Origin of the sequence: Salinicola socius (assembly GCF_001937195.1) — a bacterium.
Taxonomy (GTDB): Bacteria; Pseudomonadota; Gammaproteobacteria; order Pseudomonadales; family Halomonadaceae; genus Salinicola; species Salinicola socius.
Genome location: NZ_MSDO01000019.1, coordinates 69,004 through 81,851 on the forward strand (window position 1 = coordinate 69,004; position 12,848 = coordinate 81,851).

At 63.2% G+C, this 12,848-nt stretch carries 9 protein-coding genes; 2 read left to right on the plus strand and 7 right to left on the minus strand.

Annotated features, from left to right (window positions below; genetic code table 11):
• Positions 1-90: 90 nt before the first annotated feature.
• The 6 genes from cmk to BTW07_RS12730 all read right to left on the minus strand — a co-directional run bounded on the left by cmk (position 91) and on the right by BTW07_RS12730 (position 8,710).
• Positions 91-771: a (d)CMP kinase gene (gene cmk, locus BTW07_RS12705; protein WP_075570547.1), complete on the minus strand. Its 681-nt coding sequence runs from the start codon at positions 769-771 to the stop codon at positions 91-93.
• On the minus strand, positions 768-3,005 hold the full coding sequence (locus BTW07_RS12710) for a bifunctional prephenate dehydrogenase/3-phosphoshikimate 1-carboxyvinyltransferase (protein WP_075570548.1): 2,238 nt from the start codon (positions 3,003-3,005) through the stop codon (positions 768-770). Before BTW07_RS12710 ends, cmk begins: the two co-directional genes overlap by 4 nt.
• Before the next feature lies 1 nt (position 3,006).
• Positions 3,007-4,107, minus strand: coding sequence for a prephenate dehydratase (gene pheA, locus BTW07_RS12715; RefSeq protein WP_075570549.1), 1,101 nt, complete (start codon positions 4,105-4,107; stop codon positions 3,007-3,009).
• 34 nt (positions 4,108-4,141) lie between these two features.
• Complete coding sequence (serC, locus tag BTW07_RS12720; RefSeq protein WP_075570550.1) at positions 4,142-5,239, minus strand: 3-phosphoserine/phosphohydroxythreonine transaminase; 1,098 nt, start codon at positions 5,237-5,239, stop codon at positions 4,142-4,144.
• A 93-nt stretch (positions 5,240-5,332) separates the two neighbouring features.
• Positions 5,333-8,116, minus strand: coding sequence for a DNA gyrase subunit A (gene gyrA / locus BTW07_RS12725; protein WP_075570551.1), 2,784 nt, complete (start codon positions 8,114-8,116; stop codon positions 5,333-5,335).
• Between the two features lie 162 nt (positions 8,117-8,278).
• Positions 8,279-8,710, minus strand: a complete 432-nt coding sequence (locus BTW07_RS12730; RefSeq protein WP_075570552.1) for an acyl-CoA thioesterase — start codon at positions 8,708-8,710, stop codon at positions 8,279-8,281.
• A gap of 164 nt (positions 8,711-8,874) precedes the next feature.
• Between BTW07_RS12730 and BTW07_RS12735 the strand changes: the two genes are divergently transcribed.
• Together BTW07_RS12735 and BTW07_RS12740 are read left to right on the plus strand one after the other, a co-directional pair.
• A complete protein-coding gene (locus BTW07_RS12735) occupies positions 8,875-9,801 on the plus strand; it encodes a recombination-associated protein RdgC (RefSeq protein ID WP_075570553.1) in 927 nt (308 codons plus the stop codon).
• Positions 9,798-11,039, plus strand: a complete 1,242-nt coding sequence (locus tag BTW07_RS12740; RefSeq protein ID WP_083941839.1) for a 1-acyl-sn-glycerol-3-phosphate acyltransferase — start codon at positions 9,798-9,800, stop codon at positions 11,037-11,039. Before BTW07_RS12735 ends, BTW07_RS12740 begins: the two co-directional genes overlap by 4 nt.
• Before the next feature lie 210 nt (positions 11,040-11,249).
• Here the strand turns inward: BTW07_RS12740 and BTW07_RS12745 are convergent, their stop codons facing one another.
• A complete protein-coding gene (locus BTW07_RS12745; protein ID WP_244158364.1) occupies positions 11,250-12,701 on the minus strand; it encodes a TrkH family potassium uptake protein in 1,452 nt (483 codons plus the stop codon).
• Positions 12,702-12,848 lie beyond the last annotated feature (147 nt).

Genomic DNA, 12,848 nt, shown 5'->3' on the forward strand with positions numbered 1-12,848 from the left:
TTGCACGTCATGACATCTTGCCAGGGGCCCCGGTAGCGGAAGTGCGTCGTCGGCTCATGCCGTGGAACCCCGAATCGAGCCACGAAGGCTCTATACCAGGTTCCGTTCGGCGATCAGCGTCTCGATACGCTCCACGACTTCCGGTATATCCAGCTGCGTCGTGTCCAGCTCCACCGCATCTTCAGCGGGCTTGAGCGGAGCCACGGAGCGCTGCATATCACGCGCGTCGCGCGCTTGGATTTCTTCTAAAAGGGTCGAGAGTCTAGCATCTTCACCCGCCTGCTGCAATTGTAGCTGGCGGCGTCTGGCGCGTTCCTCGGCCGAGGCCGTCAGGTAGATCTTGAGCGATGCGTCCGGGAACACCACCGTCCCCATGTCGCGACCGTCTGCCACCAGCCCGGGCGCCTGACGGAAGTCGCGCTGGCGCTGAAGCAAGGCATCCCGCACCGGCGGCAGCGCCGCCACCTGGGAGGCCGCACCGCCAACCCGCTCGCTGCGAATTTCGGTCGTCACGTCATCGCCCTCCAGCAGGATCTGCATCTTACCGTTCTCGACCGCGAACACCACGTCCAGCCCGTGGGCCTGGTCGGAGAGCGCCTGTACGTCATCGACCGCCACGCCATTGCGCAGCGCCGACAACGCCGTGAGCCGGTAGAGGGCGCCGGAGTCCAGCAGGTGCCAGCCCATGCGCTCGGCAATCATCCGGCTGATGGTGCCTTTACCGGCACCGCCCGGCCCGTCGATGGTGAGAATAGGCGCTGCGTGGGTCATGTCGAAGTCTCCGTCAGCTCGAGCCCCACCTTGTTCGCCAGCGTGACGAAGCCCGGGAAGGATGTGGCGACGTTGGCACAATCGTCGATCACCACCGGCTCACTGGCTCGCAAGGCGGCAATGGTGAAGGCCATCGCGATGCGGTGATCGCCCAGGCTATCGACCTTGCCACCCAAGTAGTTGGGCCGTTCGCCGTCCTTCCCGACGACATCGATGCCGTCGTCGTGGACAGTGGTGTCGATGCCCAGAATGGTGAGACCGTCGGCCATCGCCTGGATCCGATCGGACTCCTTGACGCGAAGCTCCTCGGCACCGCGCAGGCGGGTAGTGCCCTCGGCGTTGGCCGCGGCGACGAAGAGCGCCGGGAACTCGTCGATCGCCAGCGGTACCTGGTCGACGGGAATGTCGATGCCCTTGAGCGGTGCATAACGGATGTGCAGATCGGCGACCGGCTCGCCGCCGACTTCACGCGGATTCTCGAGCCGCAGATCGGCACCCATCGCCTTGAGGATGTTGATCACGCCGATACGCGTCGGATTGACGCCGACATGTTCGAGCACCAGATCCGAGCCCGGCGTGATGGCCGCGGCGACCAGAAAGAAGGTGGCAGAGGAAATATCCGACGGCACGTCGATGGGCGCGCTGGTGAGCTCGCCGCCACCCTGCAATATCGCCAGGTCGCCATCGCGCTCGACCGGGTAACCGAAACCGTTGAGCATGCGCTCGGTATGGTCCCGGGTGGGGGCCGGCTCGCGGACGCGGGTTTCGCCCTCGGCGTAGAGCCCCGCCAGCAACAGGCACGACTTGACCTGGGCGCTCGCCATCGGCATGTCGTAGTCGAGGCCTTTCAGCGGCTGGCCGCCATGAATCTTCAGCGGCGGACGTCCGCCTTCGGCGGTATCGATCTTCGCCCCCATCAGACGCAGCGGATCGGCCACCCGCGCCATCGGACGCTTGGTCAGCGAGGCATCGCCGGTCAGTTCGGTATCAAAAGCCTGCCCGGCCAGCAGACCGGCAAACAGGCGCATGGCAGTGCCGGAATTGCCGACGTAGATCGGCCCCGCCGGCTTTTTCAGACCATGCAGGCCCACTCCATGCACCGTCACTCGGCCCTGATGCGGACCCTCGATGACGACACCCATATCGCGAAAGGCCTGCAGCGTCGCCAGACTATCCTCGCCCTCGAGAAAGCCCTTGACCTCGGTCACACCGTTGGCAAGCGCACCGAGCATGATCGAGCGATGAGAATTGGACTTGTCGCCGGGGACGCGAATTCGGCCGCTGACCGAACCGCCGGGCGATACCCGATACTGAACCTGTCGTGCTTCCATGGTCTGATAACTCGTCTGATTCAACAGCGTTTCAAAATAGTGTCTGGCGTGGCTGGCACGGTCGAACGTGCCCAGCATGGCGTCGCTATCGCCCTGCTCCACTGCCGTCCGCAGCCGGGCCAGGCCGGCTTCGAAGTCATCCAGCGCCGCCAGCAACGCGCCGCGATTGGCGGTGAAGATATCGCGCCACATGACCGGATCGCTGCCAGCAATCCGGGTGAAGTCGCGAAACCCGCCGGCGGCGTAGCGAAAGATCTCCAGCCGCTCGTCCTGGCGGGCCAGCGTGTCGACCAGCGAAAATGCCAGCAGGTGCGGCAGATGACTGGTCCGCGCCAGCACCTGATCATGCCGGTCCACCGGCATCTCGAGCACTTCGGCGCCGCAGCGCTGCCACAGCGAGCGCACCGCCGCGACGGCGTCCGAGGCCGTGTCAGCTTCCGGGGTCAGAATGACCTTGTGATGACGGTAGAGCGCCGGATTGGCGGCGGCCACACCGCTCTTTTCGGAACCGGCGATTGGATGCCCGGGGACGAAGTGGGTCGGTAGATGACCAAAGGCTTCCCGCGCGGCCTCGCAGACGCAACGCTTGGTACTCCCGACATCGGTCATGACACGATCACCGACCAGCGGCACCAGCTGGGCGAAGACCTGACGCATCGCCAGTACCGGTACCGCCAGCACGATGATATCGCTCTTGGCGACCAGCGGTGCGAGATCGCCACCGCCCTCGTCGATCACCCCCGTCCCGAGGCCGATGGCGATCTCGCCGCCATCGCGGTCACACGCCAGAATGCGCCCTGCGTAACCGTTGGCCTTGAGCGCGGCGGCCAGCGAGCCGCCGATCATGCCCAGCCCCACGATCAGCAGCGTCGGATCGGTACCGGATACATCGCCTGCCCGCATCCTAGAGCACACCCACCGGATAGGAACCGAGCACTTTCATGTCCTGCGCGCGACCACGGACTTCGGCCAGCACGCTGGCGATATCGGGCTGGTCGATATGCCCCTTGAAGTCGATGAAGAACACGTAATTCCAGGCCCCGGTTCGAGAAGGCCGAGTCTCCAGCCGCGTCATGTCGACGCGATGGCGGTGGAACGGCTCGAGCAGATCGTGCAGCACGCCGGGCTCGTTGCGCATGGCGACCACCACCGAGGTCTTGTCGGTGCCGGAGGGCGGCACCAGCTCGTTGCCGATGATCAAGAAGCGCGTGGAGTTGTCCGGCCGATCCTCGATCTTCTCGGCGACGTGGTCGAGACCGTAGAGCTGGGCCGCCATGTCACCCGCGATCGCCGCGCTGTGCCATTCGGTCTTGACCAGCCGCGCCGCTTCGGCGTTCGACGATACCGCGACACGCTCGGCGTGCGGATAATGCGCGTCCAGCCACTTGCGGCACTGGGCGAAGGATTGCGGATGCGAGTAGATGCGAGAGATCTTGTCCTGACGGGTGACGCTCGACATCAGCAGATGATGGTGAATGCGCAGCACCACTTCTCCACTGATGTGCAGCCCGGAATCCATGAACGAGTCCAGGGTGTTGTTGACCACGCCCTCGGTGGAGTTCTCGACCGGCACCACCCCGTAATTGACCGCTCCCGCCTCGACCTCGCGGAAGACCTCGTCGATGGCGGCCATCGGCAGGCTGATCGCGCTATGCCCGAAATGCTTGAGTGCCGCCTGCTGGGTAAAGGTGCCCTCCGGCCCCAGATAGGCAACCTTGATCGGTTTTTCCAGCGCCAGGCAGGCCGACATGATCTCGCGGAACAACCGCGCCATTTCTTCGCCATGCAGCGGCCCGGGGTTATTCTCCATCACCCGGCGCAGCACCTGCGCCTCTCGCTCCGGGCGATAGAACACGGCATCCGGATCGTCGGCCGTCTTGACGTGGGCAACCTGCTGGGCGCAATCGGCGCGTTCGCTGATCAGCCGCATCAGTTCGCTGTCGATGGTGTCGATGCGTTGCCGCAGGGCAGCGAGATCCAGCGGCGCATTCGAGGAGTCACTCATGACCGTATCCTGAAGGAGGTGGGTGACGCCCCGCTCAACCGCGGCGGCGCTCGAAATCCTGCATGAAGGTGATCAGCGCCTGAACGTCGGCTTCGCTGACCGCGTTGTAGAGACTCGCGCGCATCCCGCCGACGCTGCGGTGCCCCTTGAGATTCAGCAGCCCTTCCGCCTCGGCCTCGCTCAGAAACACCGAGTTCAGCGATTCATCCGCCAGCGTGAATGGCACGTTCATGATCGAGCGGTTGACCGGATCGATCGGGTTGGCATAGAAATCGCTGGTGTCGATCGCCGTGTAGAGCGCCTCGCACTTGCGTCGGTTGATCGTCTCCATCTCGACCAGACCACCGATATCGTGCTTGAGCCACTGAAACACCAGACCGGCCAGATACCAGGCGTAAGTCGGCGGCGTATTGATCATCGAATCGTTGTCGGCGTAGACCTTCCAGCCCAACAGCGACGGCGTCTGCGGCAGAGCACGCTCGAGCAGGTCGTCGCGAACGATGACCACGGTGATGCCGGCAGGGCCGATATTCTTCTGGGCGCCAGCGTAGATGACGCCATATCGGCTCACATCCAGCGGCGCCGACAGGATCGACGACGACATGTCGCAGACCAGCGGCACCTCGACATCCGCCCCACCGGTAGCGGGAACATAGTCGAAGGCAAGCCCCCCGATGGTCTCGTTATGACAGTAATGCAGGTAGGCGGCGTCTCCCGACAGCGATATCTCGTCCTGACGCGGCACGTGAATATAACCATTGCCCCGCGTCGAGCCCGCGACATGGGCACCGGCCAGATGCTCCGCCTCCTTGATCGCCTTGGCCGACCAGATGCCGGTATCCAGATAGTTGGGAGTACCACCCTGGCCTAGCAGATTGAGCGGCACGCAGGCGAACTGCATGGTGGCGCCGCCCTGCATGAACAGCACGCGGTAGTTGTCGGGAATCGCCAGCAGATCGCGGAGATCCTGCTCTGCCTGAGCGGCGATCGCCTCGAACGTCGGACTGCGATGACTCATCTCCATCACCGACGCCCCCTGCCCGCGATAGTCGAGCAACTCCTCGCGAGCGCGTTCCAAAACGGCGGTCGGCATTGCCGCCGGACCAGCACAGAAGTTGTGCAGACGTGTCATTGCCTGGATCCCTAGATTGTGTCCGAAACTCGTCAACGGCTGAACAGCGCGACAATCCAGGCACCCCGGAGCCACCGGGGCGCCCTCCCCATCTCACTCGTTGCGCGGCTCGTCGTCGCTGTCGGCCGAATCATCGCTATCGGCCGAACCCTCACTATCGACTGAGTCTTCGCCCGTTGGCGACGGTTCGCCCTCGACATCCGCCTGATCGCCTTCGACGATCTCGCCGTCCACCGCGTCACCCTCGACCCACTCTTCTTCCTGCGGCTCGTCGACGCGCACGGTCTTGACCAGGTGCTCGTCTTCGCCGGTGCGGATCAGGGTGACACCCTGGGTGTTACGCGAGCTGATCGAGACTTCGGCAACACGAGTACGCACCAGTGTGCCGCGGTCGGTGATCAGCATCATCTCGTCGCTCGAGCGTACCTGCATCGCCGCGACCAGCGAGCCGTTGCGGGAGGTGGTCTGCATCGCGATCACACCCTGGCCGCCACGACCGCGAATCGGGAACTCCTCGAGCCGGGTGCGCTTGCCGTAGCCATTTTCCGATGCCGTCAGAATGTAGATCTGCTCGTCATTGCCATGGCTGCCGTCACTGCCGGTATCGACCTGATCGTCGGCTTCAGCGTCCGCATCGGCATCGATGGTCTGGCTCTGGGGGATGATCAGACTGATCACCTCGGCGCCATCGAGCAGGCGCATCCCGCGCACGCCACGGGCGGTACGCCCCATCGCCCGCACGTTGCCCTCTTCGAACCGGATCGCCTTGCCGTTGGAAGAGAGCATCATCACGTGATCCGAGCCGGAGGTGATCGCGGCACCGATCAGGCGATCCCCTTCGTCGATATCGATGGCGATCAGTCCGACACTGCGCGGGCGGGAGAACTGGTCCAGCGACGTCCGCTTGACCGTACCGCCAGCGGTGGCGAAGAAAATGTAGCTATCCTCGCGATACTCGCGCACCGGCAGCACCGCGCTGATCGACTCGCCGGCATCCAATGGCAGCAGGTTGACCAGGGGCTTGCCACGCGAGCCGCGGCTGGCATTGGGCATTTCGTAGGTCTTGAGCCAGTACACCTTGCCGCGACTGGAGAACAGCAGCATGGTGTCGTGCGTCGAAGCCACCACCAGATGCTCGATGACGTCCTCGTCCTTCATGCTGGTGGCCGACTTGCCACGTCCGCCGCGCTTCTGCGCCTGGTAATCGGAGATCGGCTGGGTCTTGGCATAGCCGCCCCGGGAGAGCGTGACCACCATGTCCTCCTCGGCGATCAGGTCTTCCATCGACAGGTCGAGACGACTGGTGTGGATTTCGCTCCGGCGCTCGTTGCCGTACTGATCGCGAATCGCTTCCAGCTCCTCGCGGATGACCTCCAGCAGCCGATCCGGTGATGCCAGGATGAGATTGAGTTCGGCGATCCGTTCGAGAATGCTGAGGTACTCGTCGAGCAGCTTTTCGGTCTCGAGACCCGTCAGGCGATGCAGGCGCAATTCCAGAATCGCCTGGGCCTGCGCCGGAGAGAGCCGGTACATCTTGCTGTCGTCGGTCAGTCCGTAGCCTTCCTCGAGATCTTCCGGCTTGCAGGAAGTCGCACCGGCGCGCTCGAGCATGCCGGTCACCTGCCCCGGCGGCCAGTCACGGGCGAGCAGCTTTTCCTTCGCTTCGGCCGCGTTCGGCGAGCCCTTGATCAACTCGATCACTTCATCGATGTTGGAGATCGCGACCGTCAGGCCCTCGAGAAGATGTCCTCGCTCGCGGGCCTTCTTGAGTTCGAACAGCGTACGCCGGGTCACCACCTCGCGGCGGTGACGCACGAAGGCTTCCAGCAGCTGCTTGAGATTGAGCGTCTTGGGCTGACCATCGTCGAGGGCGACGATGTTGATCCCGAACACGTTCTCGAGCTGAGTGTGCGCAAACAGGTTGTTGACGACGACGTCGCCGGACTCGCCGCGCTTGATCTCGATCACCACGCGCAGCCCGTCCTTGTCGGACTCGTCACGCAGTTCGGCGATACCCTCGACCCGGCGCTCCTTGACCAGCTCGGCGATCTTCTCGATCAGTCGCGCCTTGTTGACCTGGTAGGGAAGCTCGGTAATGACGATATGGTCACGGCCGCTCTTCTTGTCGAACTCGACGGTGTGCTTGGCGCGCACGTAAATGCGGCCGCGGCCGGTGCGATAGGCCTCGATGATGCCGGCACGGCCGTTGATGATCCCCGCAGTGGGGAAATCGGGGCCGGGGATGTACTCCATCAGGTCATCGACCGTCAGCGTGTAATCCTCGATCAGCGCCAGACAGCCGTTGATCACTTCCACCATGTTGTGCGGCGGAATGTTGGTCGCCATGCCCACCGCGATACCGGAGGCACCGTTGATCAGCAGGTTCGGCACCTTGGTCGGCAGCACTTCGGGAATCCGCTCGGTGCCGTCGTAGTTGTCGACCCAGTCGACGGTGTCCTTCTCGAGATCGGCGAGCAACTCATGGGAGAGGCGCGTCATGCGCACTTCGGTATAACGCATCGCCGCGGCGTTATCGCCATCGATGGAACCGAAGTTGCCCTGGCCGTCGACCAGCACGTGGCGCATCGAGAAGTGCTGCGCCATCCGTACGATGGTGTCGTAGACCGCGCTATCGCCGTGAGGGTGATATTTACCGATGACATCGCCGACCACGCGCGCCGACTTCTTATATGGCTTGTTCCAGTCGTTGCCGAGTTCATGCATCGCGTAAAGCACACGACGGTGAACCGGCTTCAAACCATCGCGGACGTCAGGTAGCGCACGCCCGATGATGACGCTCATCGCGTAGTCCAGGTAGGACTGCTTGAGCTCATCCTCGATGTTGACTGGCAGAATTTCTCTGGCGATATCACCCATGGGTCGTCAAATCCTTTGCACCGCTGCCACGACCGGAGGTCCGGCCGTGGCAGCGTTATTAAAGCCCTGGCAAGGCGGCCAAGTGGCTCAGCCACACAATCACGGGATCATACCATTTCAGGGCCTTCAAAGGCAGGCGTTGACGCGCTTTGACCAGGTTTTCTACTTCGTTTCGAGTGTATCGACCACCAGCGGTCCCAATCGCTGTGCCCATTCCCCATCCATCGCGATCACCTGAGCGCTTTTTTGATCCAGCAGCACGAAGGTCAGTGTCGCTGCCGCCACCAGTTCGCCGCTGCCGACGTGGGTGATTCTATGCCCGACCACCCCGCTGCGACCGCCGACGCGGGTCAGACAGGTCTCGACCTCGAGATCGTCGTTCATGACCGCCGCGCGGCGGTAATCGATGTTGAGATTGACCGCGACCAGCGCCACGCCTTTTGCCAGCCCGTCAGCGAACTCGGGATGGGCATCGACGTAGGCCCAGCGCCCCTCCTCGAGAAATTCCAGATACCGGGCATGATTGACGTGGCCGTAGCCATCGAGATGGAAGCCGCGAACGCGGACAGCGGTCACGGTGGTGCGTGAATCCATGGAAGCCTCTCCTGGTTGGGCGCAAGGGTTTTGTCGTAGCTCGTGGTTCGCAGTCAAAAACATACGCCCGTTTGAAACACTCACGCAAATTTCGACGTGTCACCTTGGTGGTAACGGATGGGTCGTTTCGACATAATATGCCTCCTTTCAAACGGAACGGGCGCATGTGGTTCAAGCACTGTCATCTGTATCGCTGCCATGACACCGAGGTTCTCTCGCTGGAGGATCTGGAAACCGCGCTGGCAGAATTTGCGTTTCGCCCCGTCTCCCCGCGTGAAGCACGCCGGGTTGGCTGGAGCGCACCGGCCGGTCGTCGCAGCGAACAACGCGTACATGAAATTCAGGGCCACCGGCTGCTGTCGATGCTGCGCCAGGAGCGCCTGCTGCCGGCAGCCGTGGTCAATGACGAGGTCAATGAGCGTAGCGAGGCGCGCGAGCTGTCCGAGGGCCAACCGCTGTCGCGCCGTGAACGTCAGCTGCTCAAGGAACAGGTGATGGAGGAGCTGCTGCCGCAAGCCTTCACTCGCACGCAGCGGGTCGAACTGTGGTGGGACACCCGCACGCGGCTGATCGGCATCAACGCGTCCAGCCGCAAGCGGGCGGAAGAGGTGCTGGATCTGCTGCGCCAGACGCTCGGCTCGCTGAAAGTGACCCCGCTGGCAACGAAAACCCCGCCGTCGCGCGGCATGACTCAGTGGCTGAGCGATCCCGGCAGCCGCCCTGCCAGCCTGCTGCTCGGCGATCAGGTCGAACTGCGCGCCGCCGAGGACGACGGCGTGCTGCGCGCGCGTCAGGTGGATCTCGACAGCGAAGAGATCCAGTCGCTGCTCGAGAACGGACGTCAGGCGAGCCAGCTCAGCCTGGGCAGCGAAGGTCAGCTTCGGGTGATGCTGCACGACGACCTGGCGCTCAAATCGCTGCAGTTCGATGACGCGCTACTGGATGAAGCCAGCCAGAGCGATAGCGGAGAGGACCCGATCGTCAGTCTCGAGACGGACTTTGCCCTGATGTCGCAGACCCTGGCTACCTTCGTCGCCCAACTGATCGAATGGCTGGGTGGCGAAGCCGACCCGGCAACCCCGACGCCATGACGACCCGCACCGATACCGACAACGGCGCCGCAGCCGACAAGAACACCACGGCCGGCGATTCGCACAGCGCCGAGGCGGCGATCGATCTCGATCGCTTCGCCGACATTCGCCCCTATCATGACGAAGAGGTCGAGGCCGTACTGGCCCGACTGGCGCATGACAGCGAACTGCTTGACGCGATCACTCGCTTCCGGCTGCCGCGCCTGGCGCGTTTCGCCCCGCCGCTGGCACGAGCGCTGGCGAGCTTTCGGCTGCAGCGTGAGATGCGCGGCGTCAAGACCGTGCGCGATCTTCAGCTGCGCATCGCCGACTACATGGCGCACATGATCAACAGCTCCACCCGCGGCTTCGAAGTCGAGGGGCTGGATCGGCTGTCACCGGATCAGGCCTATCTGTTCATCGGCAATCATCGCGATATCGCCATGGACCCGGCTTTCGTCAATTACGCGCTCTACCGTGCAGGCCATGACACCGTGCGCATCGCCATCGGCGACAACCTGCTGCAGAAGCCGTACGTCACCGATCTGATGCGGCTCAACAAGAGCTTCATCGTGCCGCGCTCGATCAAGGGCAAACGCGCGATGCTGGCCGCCTATCAGTCACTGTCGGGCTACATCCGCCACTCGATCACCGACGACAACCACTCGGTCTGGATGGCGCAGCGCGAGGGCCGGGCCAAGGACGGCGTCGACCGTACAGACAGCGCTATCGTCAAGATGCTGTGCATGGCCCGACGCCTGGAAGAAGGCGACAGCGATATCGGCAATGCCGTGCACGAGCTCAAGATCGTCCCGGTATCGATCAGCTACGAGTACGACCCCTGCGCCATCAACAAGGCCCGCGAGCTGCATGCCAAGGAAACCGACGGCGCCTACCAGAAGGTCGAGTTCGAAGACATTTTCTCCATCGTCGCCGGCATCACCGGCGACAAGGGGCGCGTCAAACTCAGGTTCGGCACGCCGCTCACCAGCGATTTCGAGACTGCCGATGAAGTCGCCGCCGAGATCGACCGCCAGGTACTGGCGAACTATCCGACCTATCCCAGCCATCAGCTGGCGCTGGCCGAAACCGGACTGGCCCCGGAACTGGTCGATCTATCCGGGGTGACCGCGGAAGATCGCGAACGCTTTCAGGCGCAGCTCGCCACGGTTCCCGATACGCTGCGTCACTGGTGGCTGCTGCAGTACGCCAATCCGATTCTGAACCGAGCCGGAAAAGCGCACAGACGAGACGCGTAAATTCGCACCCCGCTCACCATCGAATCCATACTGCCATCGAATCTCTGCCGCCATCGCCCCGCGATGGCGGTTTTTTAATGGCCACGCGTTCACCTGCCTGGATAAGCGCTATTGCAGGAGAAACGTTACCTGCCCTGAAACAGCGTTATCTCCCTGAAACAGCTGCCCTGAAACAGCTGTCCCGGAACAACGTTCCTGGCCTGGAAAACGTTACTTGCGCCAGAAGAACGGCATCAACAGCACCAGCACGGTGAGAATCTCGAGGCGACCCATCAGCATGCCGATGGAGAGCAGCCATTTGGCGGCGTCCGGCAGCGAGGCGAAGTTGCCGGCGGGCCCGATCGTATCGCCCAGCCCCGGGCCAACGTTGGCCAGCGCAGTCGCCGCACCGGAGACGGCGGTGACCATGTCGAGCCCCAGCGCCGCCAGCGCCAGCGACAACACCGCCACGGCCAGAAAGAAGAAGAACGAGAACGCGATGACGGCGCGCACCACCTCGTCATTGAGCGGGCGGCCGTTGTAGCGCTGGGCGAAGATGCCACTGGGATGCACCAGATAGCGCAGCTGATTGGCCAGCAGCAGCCCACCGATCTGGAAGCGGAAGATCTTCATGCCGCCGCTGGTCGAGCCGCTGCAACCGCCGATGAAGGTGATGAAAAAGAAGGTGGTGACCGCCAGCGGGCCCCACTGGGTGTAGTCGGCGCTGGCGTAACCGGTGGTCGTCACGACCGAAATGACGTTGAACGCCACATTCGTCAGCGCCGGAAAAGGCGCATCGGAGAACGCCAGGATCCGGTAAAGCGTCAACGTTGCGATCACCAGGGTCAACAGGGTCACAAGGCCGCGCACCTGCTGGTCCTGCCACAGCGCGCCGCGGCTATCGCGCAATAGCCGAATATAGAGCACGAATGGCAACGCGCCGCCGAGCATGAAAAGACAACCCAGCCACAGGATCAGCGGTCGATCGTGATAGATGCCGAACGAAGCGTCGTAGTTGGCGAATCCTCCGGTGGAGACCGAGCTCATGGCGTGCACGATGGCGTCCAGCGTGCCCATGCCGGCCAGCCGATAGCTCAGAATCGCGGCCAGGGTCACCCCGAGATAGATGAGGGTCGACGCCTTGGCGATGCCGCCGGCGCGGGGCAGTACCTTGTCCGACCAATCGGAGGATTCGGTCTGGAACAGGCGCATGCCACCGACCTTGAGGAACGGCAGGATCGCGATCGCCATCACGATGATCCCGATGCCGCCCAGCCACTGCATCAGCCCGCGCCATAGCTTGAGGCCATCCGACAGGTTTTCGATGCCCGAAAGCACGGTGGAGCCGGTGGTGGTGATGGCCGAGACCGACTCGAATACCGCATCGGTGAACGACAGCTGCGGCGCGCCCAGCACCATCGGCAGGCTGGCGAAGGCACTGATCACCGCCCAGCTCGAGGTGGTCAGGATGAACATATGCCGGGTCTTCAATTCCACCGGCGTGCGCCATGTCCATGCCAGCAGCGTTATCGATACGACCGCCACCAGCCCCATCGACTTGAGAAACGCCCACAGATCCGGGTCGTTCTCGAGCCCCAGCAGAATCACCGGTGGCACCATGAACAGCGACAGCACGACCAACAGCAGCGCCAGAATCTTTAAAATTGGCTTGGCGTCTTGCAAGATTTCCTCCCGATCCCCTTCCGAGCTCCACGACGTCGAGGTCTACTGGCCTCGGACCGCCTGGCTCGCCCTGTCGCGTTGAACCGCGTTGTCGTTCGTTCTGACGTTCGCCCTGACGTTAACGAGCCTGGCTTTTCTGCGTGGCTG

Coding starts and splice junctions, on each gene's coding strand:
- BTW07_RS12735 (WP_075570553.1), top strand. CDS start 8,875: ATGTGGTTCAAGCACTGTCATCTGTATCGCTGCCATGACACCGAGGTT.
- cmk (WP_075570547.1), bottom strand. CDS start 771: ATGACCCACGCAGCGCCTATTCTCACCATCGACGGGCCGGGCGGTGCC.
- serC (WP_075570550.1), bottom strand. CDS start 5,239: ATGACACGTCTGCACAACTTCTGTGCTGGTCCGGCGGCAATGCCGACC.
- BTW07_RS12710 (WP_075570548.1), bottom strand. CDS start 3,005: ATGCGGGCAGGCGATGTATCCGGTACCGATCCGACGCTGCTGATCGTG.
- gyrA (WP_075570551.1), bottom strand. CDS start 8,116: ATGGGTGATATCGCCAGAGAAATTCTGCCAGTCAACATCGAGGATGAG.
- BTW07_RS12740 (WP_083941839.1), top strand. CDS start 9,798: ATGACGACCCGCACCGATACCGACAACGGCGCCGCAGCCGACAAGAAC.
- BTW07_RS12730 (WP_075570552.1), bottom strand. CDS start 8,710: ATGGATTCACGCACCACCGTGACCGCTGTCCGCGTTCGCGGCTTCCAT.
- pheA (WP_075570549.1), bottom strand. CDS start 4,107: ATGAGTGACTCCTCGAATGCGCCGCTGGATCTCGCTGCCCTGCGGCAA.